Origin of the sequence: Lysinibacillus sp. FSL W7-1291 (assembly GCF_038593415.1) — a bacterium.
Classification (GTDB): Bacteria; Bacillota; Bacilli; order Bacillales_A; family Planococcaceae; genus Lysinibacillus; species Lysinibacillus fusiformis_D.
In genome coordinates this window covers 102,219-121,896 of sequence record NZ_CP151994.1, presented here as the reverse complement: position 1 = coordinate 121,896, position 19,678 = coordinate 102,219, and the positions used below count along the sequence as shown (strand labels likewise).

Genomic DNA, 19,678 nt, shown 5'->3' with positions numbered 1-19,678 from the left:
ATTGCTTCCTCGAACTACTCGTATCTTGAAACCCTTCATAAAAGAAATTATTCTTTCAAAACTGGATAAACGGTTCATTGAATGTTTCAAACGTTTTGGTTAAGTCCTCGATCGATTAGTATTCGTCAGCTCCATGTGTCACCACACTTCCACCTCGAACCTATCTACCTCATCGTCTTTGAGGGATCTTACTTACTTGCGTAATGGGAAATCTCATCTTGAGGGGGGCTTCATGCTTAGATGCTTTCAGCACTTATCCCGTCCACACATAGCTACCCAGCGATGCCTTTGGCAAGACAACTGGTACACCAGCGGTGTGTCCATCCCGGTCCTCTCGTACTAAGGACAGCTCCTCTCAAATTTCCTACGCCCACGACGGATAGGGACCGAACTGTCTCACGACGTTCTGAACCCAGCTCGCGTACCGCTTTAATGGGCGAACAGCCCAACCCTTGGGACCGACTACAGCCCCAGGATGCGATGAGCCGACATCGAGGTGCCAAACCTCCCCGTCGATGTGGACTCTTGGGGGAGATAAGCCTGTTATCCCAAGGGTAGCTTTTATCCGTTGAGCGATGGCCCTTCCATGCGGAACCACCGGATCACTAAGCCCGTCTTTCGACCCTGCTCGACTTGTAGGTCTCGCAGTCAAGCTCCCTTGTGCCTTTACACTCTACGAATGATTTCCAACCATTCTGAGGGAACCTTTGGGCGCCTCCGTTACCTTTTAGGAGGCGACCGCCCCAGTCAAACTGTCCGCCTGACACTGTCTCCTGCCCCGCTAAGGGGCATGGGTTAGAATTTCAATACAACCAGGGTAGTATCCCACCGACGCCTCCTTCGAAGCTGGCGCTCCGAGATCTCTGGCTCCTACCTATCCTGTACAAGTTGTACCAAAATTCAATATCAGGCTACAGTAAAGCTCCACGGGGTCTTTCCGTCCTGTCGCGGGTAACCTGCATCTTCACAGGTACTATAATTTCACCGAGTCTCTCGTTGAGACAGTGCCCAGATCGTTACGCCTTTCGTGCGGGTCGGAACTTACCCGACAAGGAATTTCGCTACCTTAGGACCGTTATAGTTACGGCCGCCGTTTACTGGGGCTTCAATTCGCAGCTTCGCTTGCGCTAACCACTCCTCTTAACCTTCCAGCACCGGCAGGCGTCAGCCCCTATACGTCACCTTACGGTTTTGCAGAGACCTGTGTTTTTGCTAAACAGTCGCCTGGGCCTATTCACTGCGGCTCTCATGCGCTTGCACGCTCAAGAGCACCCCTTCTCCCGAAGTTACGGGGTCATTTTGCCGAGTTCCTTAACGAGAGTTCTCTCGCACACCTTAGGATTCTCTCCTCGACTACCTGTGTCGGTTTGCGGTACGGGCACCTCTCACCTCGATAGAGGCTTTTCTTGGCAGTGTGAAATCAGGAACTTCGTCCATACGGACTCGCCATCACAGCTCAACGTTACAGTGTGCGGATTTGCCTACACACACGCCTTACTGCTTGGACGCGCATAACCAACAGCGCGCTTACCCTATCCTACTGCGTCCCCCCATTTCTCAAACGGTGAGGAGGTGGTACAGGAATATCAACCTGTTGTCCATCGCCTACGCCTATCGGCCTCGGCTTAGGTCCCGACTAACCCTGAGCGGACGAGCCTTCCTCAGGAAACCTTAGTCATACGGTGGACGGGATTCTCACCCGTCTTTCGCTACTCATCTAAGATTCTCACTTCTAAGCGCTCCACCAGTCCTTCCGGTCTGACTTCAACGCACTTAGAACGCTCTCCTACCACTGACATCGTAGATGTCAATCCACAGCTTCGGTGAATCGTTTAGCCCCGATACATTTTCGGCGCAGCGTCACTCGACCAGTGAGCTATTACGCACTCTTTAAATGATGGCTGCTTCTAAGCCAACATCCTGGTTGTCTGTGCAACGCCACATCCTTTTCCACTTAACGATTACTTTGGGACCTTAGCTGGTGGTCTGGGCTGTTTCCCTTTTGACTACGGATCTTATCACTCGCAGTCTGACTCCCGTGTATAAATATCTGGCATTCGGAGTTTGTCTGAATTCGGTAAACCGGGATGGCCCCCTAGTCCAAACAGTGCTCTACCTCCAGTATTCTCATCACGAGGCTAGCCCTAAAGCTATTTCGGAGAGAACCAGCTATCTCCAAGTTCGATTGGAATTTCTCCGCTACCCACACCTCATCCCCGCACTTTTCAACGTGCGTGGGTTCGGGCCTCCAGTAAGTGTTACCTTACCTTCACCCTGGACATGGGTAGATCACCTGGTTTCGGGTCTACGACCACGTACTATTTCGCCCTATTCAGACTCGCTTTCGCTGCGGCTCCGCCTTCTAAAGCTTAACCTCGCACGTAATCGTAACTCGCCGGTTCATTCTACAAAAGGCACGCTATCACCCATTAACGGGCTCTAACTACTTGTAGGCACACGGTTTCAGGATCTCTTTCACTCCCCTTCCGGGTGCTTTTCACCTTTCCCTCACGGTACTGGTTCACTATCGGTCACTAGGTAGTATTTAGCCTTGGGAGATGGTCCTCCCAGATTCCGACGGAATTTCACGTGTTCCGCCGTACTCAGGATCCACTCAGGAGAGAACGAACTTTCGACTACAGGGCTTTTACCTGCTCTGGCGGACCTTTCCAAGTCGCTTCATCTAACTCGCTCTTTTGTAACTCCGTATTGAGTGTCCTACAACCCCAAGAGGCAAGCCTCTTGGTTTGGGCTCTTCCCGTTTCGCTCGCCGCTACTCAGGGAATCGATTTTTCTTTCTCTTCCTCCAGGTACTTAGATGTTTCAGTTCCCTGGGTCTGCCTTCAAGACGCTATGTATTCACGTCAAGATACTACGCGATTAAACGTAGTGGGTTCCCCCATTCGGAAATCTCCGGATCAAAGCTCACTTACAGCTCCCCGAAGCATATCGGTGTTAGTGCCGTCCTTCTTCGGCTCCTAGTGCCAAGGCATTCGCCGTGCGCCCTTAATAACTTAACCTAACGGCTTTCAATACACATCACATTTCGTTGTCAGCTTCACTCGTTCAATCAGTCACGTACTCAAGTACGCTCCTTCATTCACTCGATTGCTTCCTAGAACTGCTCGTGTCTTGAAACCTTCTAATGTTATTAAGCCTATAAAAAAACTTAAAAAATAAATGTGTTTGTTACAATTTCAATGTCGTTTTATCCAGTTTTCAAAGAACAAAGATTGGTGGAGCCTAGCGGGATCGAACCGCTGACCTCCTGCGTGCAAGGCAGGCGCTCTCCCAGCTGAGCTAAGGCCCCAAGAGGTATATATGGTGGGCCTAAATGGACTCGAACCATCGACCTCACGCTTATCAGGCGTGCGCTCTAACCAGCTGAGCTATAGGCCCTCTTGGAAGTTTTATATTATTTAATAAACCTTCAAAACTGAACGCAAAACGTAATCTTACAAACCCTAGGTTTGTATTCCGAAATAATCCTTAGAAAGGAGGTGATCCAGCCGCACCTTCCGATACGGCTACCTTGTTACGACTTCACCCCAATCATCTATCCCACCTTCGGCGGCTGGCTCCAAAAGGTTACCTCACCGACTTCGGGTGTTACAAACTCTCGTGGTGTGACGGGCGGTGTGTACAAGGCTTGGAACGTATTCACCGCGGCATGCTGATCCGCGATTACTAGCGATTAAAGCTTCATGTAGGCGAGTTGCAGCCTACAATCCGAACTGAGAACGACTTTATCGGATTAGCTCCCTCTCGCGAGTTGGCAACCGTTTGTATCGTCCATTGTAGCACGTGTGTAGCCCAGGTCATAAGGGGCATGATGATTTGACGTCATCCCCACCTTCCTCCGGTTTGTCACCAGTCACCTTAGAGTGCCCAACTAAATGATGGCAACTAAGATCAAGGGTTGCGCTCGTTGCGGGACTTAACCCAACATCTCACGACACGAGCTGACGACAACCATGCACCACCTGTCACCGTTGCCCCCGAAGGGGAAACTATATCTCTACAGTGGTCAACGGGATGTCAAGACCTGGTAAGGTTCTTCGCGTTGCTTCGAATTAAACCACATGCTCCACCGCTTGTGCGGGCCCCCGTCAATTCCTTTGAGTTTCAGTCTTGCGACCGTACTCCCCAGGCGGAGTGCTTAATGCGTTAGCTGCAGCACTAAGGGGCGGAAACCCCCTAACACTTAGCACTCATCGTTTACGGCGTGGACTACCAGGGTATCTAATCCTGTTTGCTCCCCACGCTTTCGCGCCTCAGTGTCAGTTACAGACCAGATAGTCGCCTTCGCCACTGGTGTTCCTCCAAATCTCTACGCATTTCACCGCTACACTTGGAATTCCACTATCCTCTTCTGCACTCAAGTCTCCCAGTTTCCAATGACCCTCCACGGTTGAGCCGTGGGCTTTCACATCAGACTTAAGAAACCACCTGCGCGCGCTTTACGCCCAATAATTACGGACAACGCTTGCCACCTACGTATTACCGCGGCTGCTGGCACGTAGTTAGCCGTGGCTTTCTAATAAGGTACCGTCAAGGTACAGCCAGTTACTACTGTACTTGTTCTTCCCTTACAACAGAGTTTTACGAACCGAAATCCTTCTTCACTCACGCGGCGTTGCTCCATCAGGCTTTCGCCCATTGTGGAAGATTCCCTACTGCTGCCTCCCGTAGGAGTCTGGGCCGTGTCTCAGTCCCAGTGTGGCCGATCACCCTCTCAGGTCGGCTACGCATCGTCGCCTTGGTGAGCCGTTACCTCACCAACTAGCTAATGCGCCGCGGGCCCATCCTATAGCGACAGCCGAAACCGTCTTTCAGTGTTTCACCATGAGGTGAAACAGATTATTCGGTATTAGCCCCATTTCCCGGAGTTATCCCAAACTATAAGGTAGGTTGCCCACGTGTTACTCACCCGTCCGCCGCTAACGTCAAAGGAGCAAGCTCCTTCTCTGTTCGCTCGACTTGCATGTATTAGGCACGCCGCCAGCGTTCGTCCTGAGCCAGGATCAAACTCTCCATAAAAGAAATTTGAATAGCTCAAATTGTTTTGCTGGCATCAATTTTGATGTCCAAAATTTTGTTTCGTTCACTAACAGAAGTTAGTTACTGAAAACTTTATTGATTACGTTTTGCTTGTTCAGTTTTCAAGGTTCATTTAATAAATCGAATTGGTGGAGCCTAGCGGGATCGAACCGCTGACCTCCTGCGTGCAAGGCAGGCGCTCTCCCAGCTGAGCTAAGGCCCCATATATTTTTAGGAAATGGTCGGGAAGACAGGATTCGAACCTGCGACCCCTTGGTCCCAAACCAAGTGCTCTACCAAGCTGAGCTACTTCCCGTTCTTTTTTGGCGCGCCCGACAGGAGTCGAACCCATAACCTTCTGATCCGTAGTCAGACGCTCTATCCAATTGAGCTACGGGCGCATTAAAAATGGTGCCGAGGATGGAATCGAACCGGTACGGTAGTCACCTACCGCAGGATTTTAAGTCCTGTGCGTCTGCCAGTTCCGCCACCCCATAAGACATTTGGAGCGGAAGACGAGGTTCGAACTCGCGACCCCCACCTTGGCAAGGTGGTGTTCTACCACTGAACTACTTCCGCATGTGCATAAGTTTTTTTATCTGGCAATGAAATAATGGTGCGGGTGAAGGGAGTCGAACCCCCACGCCTTGCGGCGCTAGATCCTAAGTCTAGTGCGTCTGCCAATTCCGCCACACCCGCTTATTATTATTTAAAAATGGTGAGCCATGAAGGACTCGAACCTTCGACCCTCTGATTAAAAGTCAGATGCTCTACCAACTGAGCTAATGGCTCTAAAAAATGGTGCTTAGCTATAGGAATCGAACCCACGACCTACTGATTACAAGTCAGTTGCTCTACCTGCTGAGCTAAACCGGCATATGGTGGAGGATGACGGGCTCGAACCGCCGACCCTCTGCTTGTAAGGCAGATGCTCTCCCAGCTGAGCTAATCCTCCTGGGTAATATGCCTAGCGATGTCCTACTCTCACAGGGGGAAGCCCCCAACTACCATCGGCGCTAAAGAGCTTAACTTCCGTGTTCGGTATGGGAACGGGTGTGACCTCTTTGCCATCATCACTAGACTTTTAAAAGACAAGATTTATTATAACTTATTTCGTTATAAATGCAAGCTTTTTTAAACTTTCTTGTTCTTTCAAAACTGGATAAACGGTTCATTGAATGGTTCAAACATTTTGGTTAAGTCCTCGATCGATTAGTATTCGTCAGCTCCATGTGTCACCACACTTCCACCTCGAACCTATCTACCTCATCGTCTTTGAGGGATCTTACTTACTTGCGTAATGGGAAATCTCATCTTGAGGGGGGCTTCATGCTTAGATGCTTTCAGCACTTATCCCGTCCACACATAGCTACCCAGCGATGCCTTTGGCAAGACAACTGGTACACCAGCGGTGTGTCCATCCCAAGGTCCTCTCGTACTAAGGACAGCTCCTCTCAAATTTCCTACGCCCACGACGGATAGGGACCGAACTGTCTCACGACGTTCTGAACCCAGCTCGCGTACCGCTTTAATGGGCGAACAGCCCAACCCTTGGGACCGACTACAGCCCCAGGATGCGATGAGCCGACATCGAGGTGCCAAACCTCCCCGTCGATGTGGACTCTTGGGGGAGATAAGCCTGTTATCCCCGGGTAGCTTTTATCCGTTGAGCGATGGCCCTTCCATGCGGAACCACCGGATCACTAAGCCCGTCTTTCGACCCTGCTCGACTTGTAGGTCTCGCAGTCAAGCTCCCTTGTGCCTTTACACTCTACGAATGATTTCCAACCATTCTGAGGGAACCTTTGGGCGCCTCCGTTACCTTTTAGGAGGCGACCGCCCCAGTCAAACTGTCCGCCTGACACTGTCTCCTGCCCCGCTAAGGGGCATGGGTTAGAATTTCAATACAACCAGGGTAGTATCCCACCGACGCCTCCTTCGAAGCTGGCGCTCCGAGATCTCTGGCTCCTACCTATCCTGTACAAGTTGTACCAAAATTCAATATCAGGCTACAGTAAAGCTCCACGGGGTCTTTCCGTCCTGTCGCGGGTAACCTGCATCTTCACAGGTACTATAATTTCACCGAGTCTCTCGTTGAGACAGTGCCCAGATCGTTACGCCTTTCGTGCGGGTCGGAACTTACCCGACAAGGAATTTCGCTACCTTAGGACCGTTATAGTTACGGCCGCCGTTTACTGGGGCTTCAATTCGCAGCTTCGCTTGCGCTAACCACTCCTCTTAACCTTCCAGCACGGGCAGGCGTCAGCCCCTATACGTCACCTTACGGTTTTGCAGAGACCTGTGTTTTTGCTAAACAGTCGCCTGGGCCTATTCACTGCGGCTCTCATGCGCTTGCACGCTCAAGAGCACCCCTTCTCCCGAAGTTACGGGGTCATTTTGCCGAGTTCCTTAACGAGAGTTCTCTCGCACACCTTAGGATTCTCTCCTCGACTACCTGTGTCGGTTTGCGGTACGGGCACCTCTCACCTCGATAGAGGCTTTTCTTGGCAGTGTGAAATCAGGAACTTCGTCCATACGGACTCGCCATCACAGCTCAACGTTACAGTGTGCGGATTTGCCTACACACACGCCTTACTGCTTGGACGCGCATAACCAACAGCGCGCTTACCCTATCCTACTGCGTCCCCCCATTTCTCAAACGGTGAGGAGGTGGTACAGGAATATCAACCTGTTGTCCATCGCCTACGCCTATCGGCCTCGGCTTAGGTCCCGACTAACCCTGAGCGGACGAGCCTTCCTCAGGAAACCTTAGTCATACGGTGGACGGGATTCTCACCCGTCTTTCGCTACTCATACCGGCATTCTCACTTCTAAGCGCTCCACCAGTCCTTCCGGTCTGACTTCAACGCACTTAGAACGCTCTCCTACCACTGACATCGTAGATGTCAATCCACAGCTTCGGTGAATCGTTTAGCCCCGATACATTTTCGGCGCAGCGTCACTCGACCAGTGAGCTATTACGCACTCTTTAAATGATGGCTGCTTCTAAGCCAACATCCTGGTTGTCTGTGCAACGCCACATCCTTTTCCACTTAACGATTACTTTGGGACCTTAGCTGGTGGTCTGGGCTGTTTCCCTTTTGACTACGGATCTTATCACTCGCAGTCTGACTCCCGTGTATAAATATCTGGCATTCGGAGTTTGTCTGAATTCGGTAAACCGATGGCCCCCTAGTCCAAACAGTGCTCTACCTCCAGTATTCTCATCACGAGGCTAGCCCTAAAGCTATTTCGGAGAGAACCAGCTATCTCCAAGTTCGATTGGAATTTCTCCGCTACCCACACCTCATCCCCGCACTTTTCAACGTGCGTGGGTTCGGGCCTCCAGTAAGTGTTACCTTACCTTCACCCTGGACATGGGTAGATCACCTGGTTTCGGGTCTACGACCACGTACTATTTCGCCCTATTCAGACTCGCTTTCGCTGCGGCTCCGCCTTCTAAAGCTTAACCTCGCACGTAATCGTAACTCGTAGGTTCATTCTACAAAAGGCACGCTATCACCCATTAACGGGCTCTAACTACTTGTAGGCACACGGTTTCAGGATCTCTTTCACTCCCCTTCCGGGTGCTTTTCACCTTTCCCTCACGGTACTGGTTCACTATCGGTCACTAGGTAGTATTTAGCCTTGGGAGATGGTCCTCCCAGATTCCGACGGAATTTCACGTGTTCCGCCGTACTCAGGATCCACTCAGGAGAGAACGAACTTTCGACTACAGGGCTTTTACCTGCTCTGGCGGACCTTTCCAAGTCGCTTCATCTAACTCGCTCTTTTGTAACTCCGTATTGAGTGTCCTACAACCCCAAGAGGCAAGCCTCTTGGTTTGGGCTCTTCCCGTTTCGCTCGCCGCTACTCAGGGAATCGATTTTTCTTTCTCTTCCTCCAGGTACTTAGATGTTTCAGTTCCCTGGGTCTGCCTTCAAGACGCTATGTATTCACGTCAAGATACTACGCCATTAAACGTAGTGGGTTCCCCCATTCGGAAATCTCCGGATCAAAGCTCACTTACAGCTCCCCGAAGCATATCGGTGTTAGTGCCGTCCTTCTTCGGCTCCTAGTGCCAAGGCATTCGCCGTGCGCCCTTAATAACTTAACCAAGTTATTAAGCCTATAAAAAAACTTAAAAAATAAATGTGTTTGTTACAATTTCAATGTCGTTTTATCCAGTTTTCAAAGAACAAGTTTTGAAGCTTTTCATTCAAGAAGAATGAACCTTCAAAACTGAACGCAAAACGTAATCTTACAAACCCTAGGTTTGTATTCCGAAATAATCCTTAGAAAGGAGGTGATCCAGCCGCACCTTCCGATACGGCTACCTTGTTACGACTTCACCCCAATCATCTATCCCACCTTCGGCGGCTGGCTCCAAAAGGTTACCTCACCGACTTCGGGTGTTACAAACTCTCGTGGTGTGACGGGCGGTGTGTACAAGGCCCGGAACGTATTCACCGCGGCATGCTGATCCGCGATTACTAGCGATTCCGCTTCATGTAGGCGAGTTGCAGCCTACAATCCGAACTGAGAACGACTTTATCGGATTAGCTCCCTCTCGCGAGTTGGCAACCGTTTGTATCGTCCATTGTAGCACGTGTGTAGCCCAGGTCATAAGGGGCATGATGATTTGACGTCATCCCCACCTTCCTCCGGTTTGTCACCTAAGCAGTCACCTTAGAGTGCCCAACTAAATGATGGCAACTAAGATCAAGGGTTGCGCTCGTTGCGGGACTTAACCCAACATCTCACGACACGAGCTGACGACAACCATGCACCACCTGTCACCGTTGCCCCCGAAGGGGAAACTATATCTCTACAGTGGTCAACGGGATGTCAAGACCTGGTAAGGTTCTTCGCGTTGCTTCGAATTAAACCACATGCTCCACCGCTTGTGCGGGCCCCCGTCAATTCCTTTGAGTTTCAGTCTTGCGACCGTACTCCCCAGGCGGAGTGCTTAATGCGTTAGCTGCAGCACTAAGGGGCGGAAACCCCCTAACACTTAGCACTCATCGTTTACGGCGTGGACTACCAGGGTATCTAATCCTGTTTGCTCCCCACGCTTTCGCGCCTCAGTGTCAGTTACAGACCAGATAGTCGCCTTCGCCACTGGTGTTCCTCCAAATCTCTACGCATTTCACCGCTACACTTGGAATTCCACTATCCTCTTCTGCACTCAAGTCTCCCAGTTTCCAATGACCCTCCACGGTTGAGCCGTGGGCTTTCACATCAGACTTAAGAAACCACCTGCGCGCGCTTTACGCCCAATAATTCCGGACAACGCTTGCCACCTACGTATTACCGCGGCTGCTGGCACGTAGTTAGCCGTGGCTTTCTAATAAGGTACCGTCAAGGTACAGCCAGTTACTACTGTACTTGTTCTTCCCTTACAACAGAGTTTTACGAACCGAAATCCTTCTTCACTCACGCGGCGTTGCTCCATCAGGCTTTCGCCCATTGTGGAAGATTCCCTACTGCTGCCTCCCGTAGGAGTCTGGGCCGTGTCTCAGTCCCAGTGTGGCCGATCACCCTCTCAGGTCGGCTACGCATCGTCGCCTTGGTGAGCCGTTACCTCACCAACTAGCTAATGCGCCGCGGGCCCATCCTATAGCGACAGCCGAAACCGTCTTTCAGTGTTTCACCATGAGGTGAAACAGATTATTCGGTATTAGCCCCGGCTTTCCCGAGTTATCCCAAACTATAAGGTAGGTTGCCCACGTGTTACTCACCCGTCCGCCGCTAACGTCGAAGGAGCAAGCTCCTTCTCTGTTCGCTCGACTTGCATGTATTAGGCACGCCGCCAGCGTTCGTCCTGAGCCAGGATCAAACTCTCCATAAAAGAAATTTGAATAGCTCAAATTGTTTTGCTGGCATCATTTTGATGTCCAAAATTTTGTTTTGTTCACTAACCGAAGTTAGTTACTGAAAACTTTATTGATTACGTTTTGCTTGTTCAGTTTTCAAGGTTCATTTCGTCAACCATCTTTCGACAGCAACTTTTATATTATAACAACATCATTTCTCTTTGTCAACATCTTTTTTCAAGAAAACTTTCATTCCCAGAAGAGACAACTTTTAAATCTTATCATAACCACTTTACCAAGTCAACATCTTTTTATTCAAATTGTTTTTGAAGTTTGATGTTAGTTCTTACGTCGTCTTAACGACAAGTAATAATTTATCACGTTATGATAGACTTGGCAAGTGTTTTTTAAATAAAATCTATTGAATTAAAAAAACACAAATTTATAAGCATTTTTGTGCATTTACGAGAATACCAAATTGAGATATTCTCTTTGCTTACTTAATTATTTGTTTTACTATACATCTCTTTCTTTTAAATCTCAATGTTTTAAAATAAAAATACTTATTTATTCTCAAGATACCATTTGTTTAGGAAAGGAAATCTCAGTGGTATTTGTTTGTAAACATTACTCCTTCAGATTTATAAATCAAAGTCTTGTAAATTGTAATCAACATAGCAATATAATTTCATGCTATAACGCTACTATGAATAAATCCCGTTGCCTTCTGGATAGTTTGAATCTAAGCAACCTTTCGCACAAACCTACTTTTAATTTTATAACCGCCATAACAACGTTTCCTATATAAGTCACTATAAAGCTCTATTTAGTTTTTCATTTCCTAACAAATAAGCAGGCGCTAAAGTGCTTCTACTGCACTTTAGCGCCTGCTTACTGCTATTTATGTCCCTATTTAAGGTCATCCGCTTGAGGATCCACAATATTTAAGCACCATAAGAAATTGTCCCACGCAGAATACCAGCCACTGAAAACTTCAGAAGAATCATCCCAACGAACGTCGAATTTCTTGTGGCCATCTATTTCTACTAAATATAAAGTAAGGTTCTCATCTTTTTTAGCAACCACTAATTTCATACCATTCTCAAGTTCTTCTTCAGTAAATGGCACATCAGAAACCGAACGTAGTTGTGCCTGTTCAAATACTTGTTTGTTAATAATTTTGTAATTCATTATAAGCCCCCAATAAAAATACTTCTTTTTATACTTTTTGAATTTGAAAAACATAGAACTATAAAAGTATAACCTAAATTTAATCCTCGTTTAAACAACTTAATTTTTTTATAGCTTAAAAAGAGGAGAACTCACCTATATTGTGAATTCTCCTCTTCATTCATTACTATTCTTTTATTGCTTCACGAAAAGACTTCATTACAATTTAACTATTTTGTAATATGACGCATTGTTGGGAATAATAATACATCACGAATTGATGGTGAATTTGTAAGAAGCATGATTAAACGGTCAATACCAATACCTAGTCCACCTGTTGGAGGCATACCGTATTCCAACGCTTCAATGAAATCGTTGTCCATTTCATGTGCTTCATCGTTACCAGCTGCTTTTTCTGCTAATTGCGCTTCAAAGCGTTGGCGTTGGTCGATTGGATCATTTAATTCTGTGAAGGCATTTGCATGCTCACGACGAACAATAAATAGCTCAAAACGATCTGTGAAACGCTCGTCCTCTGGATTCTTCTTCGCAAGAGGTGAAATTTCTACTGGATGACCATATACAAATGTTGGCTGTACAAGAGTCTCTTCTACTTTTTGTTCAAAGAATTCATTAATGATATGACCCACTTCATGAACATCTTTCACTTCTACTCCGTGCTCTTTTGCAAGTGCTTGCGCTTGTTCTTTTGTCATTGGCTGCCAGAAGTCTACACCTGTTGCCTCTTTTACAGCGTCTACCATGTGTACTCGTTTCCAACCTACTGCAAGGTTGATTTCATCTTCTCCATATTGAACTGTCGTTGTACCAAGAACTTCTTGCGCAACATGTGCAATAAGGTTTTCAGTTAGTGACATGATATCTTGATAATCAGCATATGCTTCATATAGCTCAATCATTGTAAATTCAGGGTTATGACGTGTAGAGATTCCTTCGTTACGGAATACACGACCGATTTCATAAACTTTCTCTAAACCACCAACTATTAAACGTTTTAAATGCAATTCGATTGCGATTCGCATATATAGTTCCATATCTAGTGCATTGTGGTGCGTAATAAATGGACGAGCAGCTGCACCACCAGCAATCGTATGAAGCATTGGTGTTTCTACTTCTAAATATCCAGAGTTATCTAGATAATTACGGATTGCACGGATGATTTTAGAACGAGTTATAAATGTTTTTTTACTATCTTCATTTGTCATTAAATCTAAGTAACGTTGGCGATAACGTTGCTCAACATCCTGTAGGCCGTGGAATTTCTCTGGCATAGGACGAAGTGCTTTTGTAAGGAACGTGAAGCCCTCCGCTTTTACTGAAAGCTCTCCAACTTGTGTACGGAATACGTTTCCACGCACTCCAACAATATCTCCTAAGTCTGCTTGCTTAAATAATTCATATGCTTCCTCGCCTACATGATCTTGACGAACATAAATTTGAATTTGGCCACCTAAATCTTGAATATGGGCAAAGCCAGCTTTTCCTTTACCACGTTTCGTCATAATACGACCCGCAATAACAACCTCTTGAAGGTTTTCTTCTAGCTGCTCTTTTGTTTGGTCTGCAAATTGCTCACGCACTTCTGTTGATAAATGTGTACGCTCAAAACGACTTCCGAAAGGGTCTTGTCCGTTTTCTAGTATTGTCGTCATTTTTTGGCGTCTCACCAAAAGTTGATCATTTAATTCTTCTATATTATTTGACACTTGTTTCACTCCTTAAGTAAATTGTCCGTGTTTACGTCCATAATATTTCTATTGTACACAATTTTAGTGCTGTAATCATCTGTTTCAATTTATTTTCAATCCAACAAAAGATGATTAATAATTCTAAAAATTAAAGTTAGCAACACAAAGGCGCCTCTTTTAAAAATACCGAGACGCCCTATACATATCACTATACAATTAATTCCTTAGCTTCTGGACCGACTAAATTAAATTCGCTCTCTTCATATTCCTGCACAAGGCCATTTAATAGCGCACGAAGGTCTGCCGCCGTTTCTGTTTGGTTAATAGCATTACGTGCTTTCCCATTACCACGAATTCCTTTTAAATACCATGACGCATGTTTACGCATTTCACGCACCGCAATTCCTTCTCCTTTTAATTGGAGAAGACGTTCAAAGTGTAGGAGACATACATCCATTTTTTCTCGAACACTTGGTTCTTCCTTTAACTCACCTGTTTCTAGGTATTGAACCGTGCGGTAAATCATCCATGGATTACCTAATGCAGCACGTCCAATCATGACTGCATCTACTCCTGTAGTTTCAAGCATACGTTTAGCATCTTGTGGTGTTTCCACGTCACCATTACCAAGCACAGGAATGTTTACATTCTCCTTCACTTGACGAATGAAATCCCAATTCGCTTTACCTTCATACATTTGTACACGTGTACGACCATGAACCGCCACCGCTGCTGCACCTGCACGCTCAACAGCTTGTGCATTTTCCACTGCAAAAATATGCTCGTCATCCCAGCCAATACGCATTTTTACGCTGACTGGTTTTTTGACAGCATCCACAACAGCCGCTACCATTTCATATACTTTATTTGGATCAAGTAACAAGCGGGCTCCTGCTTCACATTTAATGATTTTATTAACAGGGCACCCCATGTTGATATCAATAATATCAGCAGTTGTATTTTCATCCACATATTTCGCCGCTTCCACTAAAGTTGCTTTATCTCCACCAAAAATTTGCAATGACAGAGGATTTTCACGTTCATCGATATAAAGCATCCCTAATGTTTTTTCGTTTTTTTGGACAATACCCTTATCACTAATCATTTCAGCATACACGAGACCTGCTCCGAACTCTTTAACCGTTAATCGGAAAGCAGAGTTACAGATCCCAGCCATTGGCGCTAAAACCACTCGATTGTCCATGACGATATCGCCAATTTGAAACGGCTTCTCTGTTGTAAGACTCAACGTTGTCTTCCTCCTCTAAAAGCTTTTACCTATTATTTGCTATCTATTGTTAATGCTATGCATTAATCTTTCATCCACATACTATTACTTAATGCACCGTTGAAAACTCTTCAAACGGACTCCATAGGGTGATACCTTCATTTTCGCAATCCATTTGCTGCAACAGATCGTGCGCTTGTTGTAGCTGTACATCAAAGGGTGATGCTGCAATCTCTACTAATGGTACTAAGACGAATGCTCTTTCGTACATTCTTGGATGGGGAACTGTTAAACTCTCCGTTTCAATATTCTCTTGATTGTAAAGTAAAATGTCAAGGTCAATGATTCGTGGGCCCCAGCGAAATTCTCGAACACGCCCTAATTCCTGTTCTATGGATTGGCAGATCTTCAACATATCAGCAGAAGAAACATCTGTTTTTAGATGAACAGCAATATTTAAAAAATCTGCCTGATCTGTATAACCCACTGCAGCAGTTTCATAAACGGACGATACACGAACAAGTTTAATACCTTCCGTTTCCTTTAAAAGGGCAACTGCATGCTGAAGATTTTCATATCTCTCTCCCATATTCGTTCCGATAGATAAATAGACATCCTTCATCAGAAATCACCTCTCGTTACCTCAACAGACACCTCTTTGTAATAGCCATGAATTGGTGGGTCTGGTTTAATTAGTTCTACACGAACTCCTTTTACTTTATCAGGGTAGGTTGTTAATATTGCATCCGCTACTCTCACGACCAGAGCCTCAATTAGCTTAAACGGTTCCCCCTCCACAATATCACGGCATAATGCATAGACCTCTGCATAGTTCACTGTATAAGAGAGATCATCTGTTTCTCCAGCCTTGGTCATATCTACAGCAAGGGAAACATTTGCTCGAAAGCGTTGACCTAGAGTTGTTTCTGCTGCTAATACACCATGGTAGCCATAAAACTGCATGTCCTTTAAATGAATGTAATCCATCACGCTTCCTCCTTAAACAAACGTTTTCCCACTAAGACATCAGCCATATACGTAGCACGCGTCATTTCCTTTACATCATGAACACGTATCATATGACAGCCCTTTTCAATTCCATAAACCACTGTCGCACTTGTCCCTTCAAGACGCTCTTCAACAGGTAGTTTTAAGACATTGCCAATCATTGATTTACGTGACGTTGCTAATAATACAGGGTAACCCATAGCTACTAAATCCTTTAAGTGTTGCATCATAACTATATTTTGGCCAGTATTTTTAGCAAAGCCGATACCTGGATCTAAGATGATATGATGTTCAGGAACCCCCGCTTGCTGAGCGATGGCAATACTTTTCTCTAAGTCCATTTTTGCTGTCGCCCAAAAATCAACACCATAATCCATATTTTCGCGATTATGCATTAAAATAATAGGCACATGTAAATCCGCAGCAACCTGAGCAATTTCTGGCTCAGCCTTCGCACCCCAAATATCATTAATCATATGTGCCCCTGCTTCAATAGCAGCACGGGCTACATTTGCTTTATACGTATCAACGGAAATAACGGCCCTTACTTCTTTCGCTAATGCTTGAATAACGGGCACAATGCGGGCAATTTCATCTTCATCTGAAATTCGTTCATACCCAGGGCGTGTAGATTCCCCACCTACATCAATTATTTTAGCCCCTTCAGCCACCATTTTTTTCGCTTGAGCAACAGCAGCTTCTACATTGTTGTATTTTCCACCATCTGAGAAGGAATCTGGTGTAACATTGAGAATCCCCATAACAAATGTTTCTTTTGTATAGTCTAATGTAATACCATTAAGCGTTAATGGTTTCTTATATTTTTCTAGCATGTAAACGCTCCCTCTATCCTTGCTCCACTTCTTGAACAAATGCCTCATGTAAACACGAATAAATCGGCCCATTATTACCTAAAAATTGCACATTCTCTAAGCTACTAATCGGCACAAGCTCTTGTACTGAATTGGTAATGAAGCATTCCGTACTTTGTAGTAAGTCTTCTTTTGTATAAAAACCTTCTTTAACTTCTAAATCGAGTGCAGAGGCCTTCTCTATAACCCACGCTCGAATAATACCCGGTAAAATACCTGTCTCTAAGGAAGGCGTATATAGTATATCATTATTTACCCAAAAAACGTTTGATGTCACACCTTCAGCCACATAGCCCTGTTCTGTTAAAAAGAACCCTTCTTGTTGTGCCAGTGATAGCATTTCAAAGCGGCCAAGCACGTTGTTACCATAATGATGTGATTTAACTCGCAATCCTTGTTCAGGTGTATTGCGTGGCGTTGAAAGCCATTGCGCAATTTTCTCCGTCCCACGTTTTGTATTCTGAAGTTCTTTTCGAAAGATAATGACATTGGGTTGTTTATATTCTGTTGGCTGTAATCCAATATGATGTTCTCCAGCTGATACATTTAAACGGAAGTAGCCATCCTGACCGCCAGCCAGCTTGTTTAACTGTTGCACAACTTCAAGTAAAAATTTTTCAGGATAGGTTAAATGAATGTGATACTGAGATAAAGCAAGCTGTAATCTATCCATATGCTCTTCCCAGCGAAATACCTGACCTCTATATGTGCGGAATGTTTCAAAAAAGCCCAATCCATATAAAAAGCCATGATCAAATGGAGAAATCCGCAAATCCTGTGCGGCCATATAGTTTCCATTCATCCAGCACTGCATCTATTCCACTCCTTCTACATACTTCTCTATAAATTGACGCAATAGTTTTTTGCCTTGCTCTGTCATAATAGATTCTGGATGATATTGTACACCCTCTATCGAATATTCCGTGTGACGAAGCCCCATAATTTCTCCCTCTTCTGTCCAAGCGGTTACTTCTAGACATGCTGGTAACGTCTCTTTTTCTACAATAAGAGAGTGGTAACGTGTGGCCTGGAAGGGATTTGGCATACCTTTATGCAAACCCACTTCAGCATGTAGCACAGGTGATGTCTTACCATGCATAAGATGCTCAGCTCGTATGACATTGCCACCAAACACCTGTGCAAGTGCCTGATGACCCAGGCAGACCCCTAAAATCGGAATATTTCCCGCGAAATATTTAATAATGTTCAGGCTTTCACCTGCCTCATTTGGACTACATGGTCCTGGAGAAATAACAATCATATCAGGTGCAAGTTGCTCAATCTCCTTTACTGTTATATCATCATTTCGTTTCACTACTATCTCATGACCAAATTCACCTAAATATTGTACGATGTTGTAGATAAATGAATCATAATTATCAATCATTAAAATCATTTTGCTCGCTCCTCTGCCATTGCCTTTGCCTGCCACATTGCCTTCGCCTTATTTAAGGATTCCTGATACTCCCTTTCTGGCACAGAGTCAATGACAATACCTGCTCCAGCTTGAATATGTGCAACCCCATCTTTTATAAATGCTGTACGGATCACAATATTAAACTCCATATCACCTGTATAGCCGAGCCAACCGATAGAACCAGTGTATAAACCTCGTCGTACAGGCTCCAGTTCTTCAATAATTTCCATGGTGCGGATCTTTGGCGCACCTGTAATCGTCCCACCTGGGAACATTGCACGGATAACATCTGCATTCGTTTTATCTTCCGCTATTTCTCCTCGTACATTTGAAACAATGTGCATGACATGTGAATAGCGCTCAATGACCATAAATTCGTCCACTTCCACTGTTCCATAGGCTGATACTCGTCCTAAATCATTGCGCTCTAAATCCACTAACATCACATGCTCAGCACGTTCTTTCTCATTATCAATCAACTCTTGTGCCAATGCTAAATCTTCCGCTTCGGATTTCCCTCTTGGTCGAGTACCTGCAATGGGTCTTGTCGATAATTCATTGCCATGACGTTTTACTAATAACTCGGGTGACCCAGAAACTACAGCAAAATCAGGTGCCTCAATATAAGCCATGTATGGCGACGGATTAAACGCTCGTAAAGCCTCGTAGACATCCATCGCAGTCGCATTTAAGTTCTTGGACTGACGAACAGATAAGTTTACCTGAAACACATCACCCTGTGCTATATAGGTTTGAATTTTCTTTACAGCTGCTTCAAAATCAGTTCCTGCAAATGAGACAAGCAATTCATGCTCATCATTAGCAACTTCTACAGCATTTGTTTTTTCAAATTTACGCGCCTCTAAACCAGACTGTGCTGCAACCTGCCAGTTGTTAGCCCATTCTTCCAAGTTAACGTCACTATCTTCTAGCTTCATAAGAGTAACTGTATTCGTTTTCACATCATGTACTGCCCAACTATCAAAAATATAAAAATAGATATCTGGTATTTGCAAGTCATCCTTTGCCATATTAGGAAGTACTTCAATTTTACGTGCATAATCATATGCAACAAATCCAATAGCCCCTCCTTGAAAAACAGGAAGGTCCACATTATAAGAAATTCGATATTCCGCTACAAGCTCTTCCAGTAAAGCTAGAGATTCACCTTGTAAAATTTCTTGTCTATCATTTCTCCAGTTTACTAAAAGCCCCTCCTCTACTGATTGTGCAGTAGCTAACGGATTCCAAGCAGCTATCGTAAAATGCCCTCCGCGTCCACTCTCTAAAAACACATGCGCTTGCTGTGTCTCTGTTTGCTTCTTATAGCTATAAAAAAATGAATCTGCATCCATTGTTAATGTTTTTGTAAGTATTGTTTTCAAGTTATTTTCCCCTTTAAACATGTGGTGTGATTC

Annotated in this window: 9 protein-coding genes, 10 tRNA genes and 5 rRNA genes; all 24 read right to left on the bottom strand. The window is 45.4% G+C overall.

The window, feature by feature from the left end:
* Positions 1–95: 95 nt before the first annotated feature.
* A 23S ribosomal RNA gene (locus NST76_RS00630) occupies positions 96–3,020 on the bottom strand.
* Positions 3,021–3,234: 214 nt separating this feature from the next.
* Positions 3,235–3,310 (bottom strand) — tRNA-Ala (locus tag NST76_RS00625).
* 12 nt (positions 3,311–3,322) lie between these two features.
* Positions 3,323–3,399, bottom strand: a tRNA-Ile gene (locus tag NST76_RS00620).
* 94 nt (positions 3,400–3,493) lie between these two features.
* Positions 3,494–5,040 (bottom strand): 16S ribosomal RNA (locus tag NST76_RS00615).
* A gap of 147 nt (positions 5,041–5,187) precedes the next feature.
* A tRNA-Ala gene (locus NST76_RS00610) sits at positions 5,188–5,263 on the bottom strand.
* 16 nt (positions 5,264–5,279) lie between these two features.
* Positions 5,280–5,356: transfer RNA gene (locus tag NST76_RS00605), tRNA-Pro, on the bottom strand.
* A gap of 8 nt (positions 5,357–5,364) precedes the next feature.
* Positions 5,365–5,441 (bottom strand) — tRNA-Arg (locus tag NST76_RS00600).
* Positions 5,442–5,544: 103 nt separating this feature from the next.
* Positions 5,545–5,619, bottom strand: a tRNA-Gly gene (locus NST76_RS00595).
* Between the two features lie 35 nt (positions 5,620–5,654).
* Positions 5,655–5,739: transfer RNA gene (locus NST76_RS00590), tRNA-Leu, on the bottom strand.
* Between the two features lie 17 nt (positions 5,740–5,756).
* Positions 5,757–5,832: transfer RNA gene (locus NST76_RS00585), tRNA-Lys, on the bottom strand.
* A 7-nt stretch (positions 5,833–5,839) separates the two neighbouring features.
* Positions 5,840–5,911 (bottom strand) — tRNA-Thr (locus NST76_RS00580).
* An 8-nt stretch (positions 5,912–5,919) separates the two neighbouring features.
* Positions 5,920–5,995 (bottom strand) — tRNA-Val (locus NST76_RS00575).
* Positions 5,996–6,005: 10 nt separating this feature from the next.
* A 5S ribosomal RNA gene (rrf, locus tag NST76_RS00570) occupies positions 6,006–6,121 on the bottom strand.
* A 111-nt stretch (positions 6,122–6,232) separates the two neighbouring features.
* Positions 6,233–9,157, bottom strand: a 23S ribosomal RNA gene (locus tag NST76_RS00565).
* 182 nt (positions 9,158–9,339) lie between these two features.
* A 16S ribosomal RNA gene (locus NST76_RS00560) occupies positions 9,340–10,891 on the bottom strand.
* The 16S, 23S and 5S rRNA genes sit together here with 10 tRNA genes alongside, the layout of an rRNA operon.
* Positions 10,892–11,765: 874 nt before the next feature.
* A complete protein-coding gene (locus NST76_RS00555; protein WP_036123109.1) occupies positions 11,766–12,047 on the bottom strand; it encodes a hypothetical protein in 282 nt (93 codons plus the stop codon).
* 209 nt (positions 12,048–12,256) lie between these two features.
* Positions 12,257–13,762: a lysine--tRNA ligase gene (gene lysS, locus NST76_RS00550; RefSeq protein WP_082673746.1), complete on the bottom strand. Its 1,506-nt coding sequence runs from the start codon at positions 13,760–13,762 to the stop codon at positions 12,257–12,259.
* Between the two features lie 181 nt (positions 13,763–13,943).
* The gene (gene dusB, locus NST76_RS00545; protein WP_036120709.1) at positions 13,944–14,984 is read right to left on the bottom strand and encodes a tRNA dihydrouridine synthase DusB; all 1,041 of its coding nucleotides are present in this window, start codon (positions 14,982–14,984) and stop codon (positions 13,944–13,946) included.
* An 88-nt stretch (positions 14,985–15,072) separates the two neighbouring features.
* The gene (gene folK, locus NST76_RS00540; protein WP_058844493.1) at positions 15,073–15,585 is read right to left on the bottom strand and encodes a 2-amino-4-hydroxy-6-hydroxymethyldihydropteridine diphosphokinase; all 513 of its coding nucleotides are present in this window, start codon (positions 15,583–15,585) and stop codon (positions 15,073–15,075) included.
* The gene (folB, locus tag NST76_RS00535; protein WP_036120703.1) at positions 15,585–15,950 is read right to left on the bottom strand and encodes a dihydroneopterin aldolase; all 366 of its coding nucleotides are present in this window, start codon (positions 15,948–15,950) and stop codon (positions 15,585–15,587) included. The genes folK and folB overlap by 1 nt, the downstream gene beginning before the upstream one ends.
* Positions 15,950–16,804 carry a dihydropteroate synthase gene (gene folP / locus NST76_RS00530; protein ID WP_036120700.1) on the bottom strand — a complete coding sequence of 285 codons (855 nt, stop codon included), beginning with the start codon at positions 16,802–16,804 and terminating at the stop codon, positions 15,950–15,952. The genes folB and folP overlap by 1 nt, the downstream gene beginning before the upstream one ends.
* Positions 16,805–16,817: 13 nt before the next feature.
* Positions 16,818–17,657 (bottom strand): aminodeoxychorismate lyase, encoded by an 840-nt coding sequence (pabC, locus tag NST76_RS00525; RefSeq protein WP_058844492.1) that lies wholly within the window; start codon positions 17,655–17,657, stop codon positions 16,818–16,820.
* Positions 17,658–18,239 carry an aminodeoxychorismate/anthranilate synthase component II gene (gene pabA, locus NST76_RS00520; RefSeq protein WP_036120693.1) on the bottom strand — a complete coding sequence of 194 codons (582 nt, stop codon included), beginning with the start codon at positions 18,237–18,239 and terminating at the stop codon, positions 17,658–17,660.
* Positions 18,236–19,666, bottom strand: coding sequence for an anthranilate synthase component I family protein (locus tag NST76_RS00515; RefSeq protein WP_271912030.1), 1,431 nt, complete (start codon positions 19,664–19,666; stop codon positions 18,236–18,238). The genes pabA and NST76_RS00515 overlap by 4 nt, the downstream gene beginning before the upstream one ends.
* Between the last annotated feature and the right edge of the window lie 12 nt (positions 19,667–19,678).

Coding starts and splice junctions, on each gene's coding strand:
- NST76_RS00555 (WP_036123109.1), bottom strand. CDS start 12,047: ATGAATTACAAAATTATTAACAAACAAGTATTTGAACAGGCACAACTA.
- folK (WP_058844493.1), bottom strand. CDS start 15,585: ATGAAGGATGTCTATTTATCTATCGGAACGAATATGGGAGAGAGATAT.
- folB (WP_036120703.1), bottom strand. CDS start 15,950: ATGGATTACATTCATTTAAAGGACATGCAGTTTTATGGCTACCATGGT.
- folP (WP_036120700.1), bottom strand. CDS start 16,804: ATGCTAGAAAAATATAAGAAACCATTAACGCTTAATGGTATTACATTA.
- pabC (WP_058844492.1), bottom strand. CDS start 17,657: ATGCAGTGCTGGATGAATGGAAACTATATGGCCGCACAGGATTTGCGG.
- pabA (WP_036120693.1), bottom strand. CDS start 18,239: ATGATTTTAATGATTGATAATTATGATTCATTTATCTACAACATCGTA.
- NST76_RS00515 (WP_271912030.1), bottom strand. CDS start 19,666: ATGTTTAAAGGGGAAAATAACTTGAAAACAATACTTACAAAAACATTA.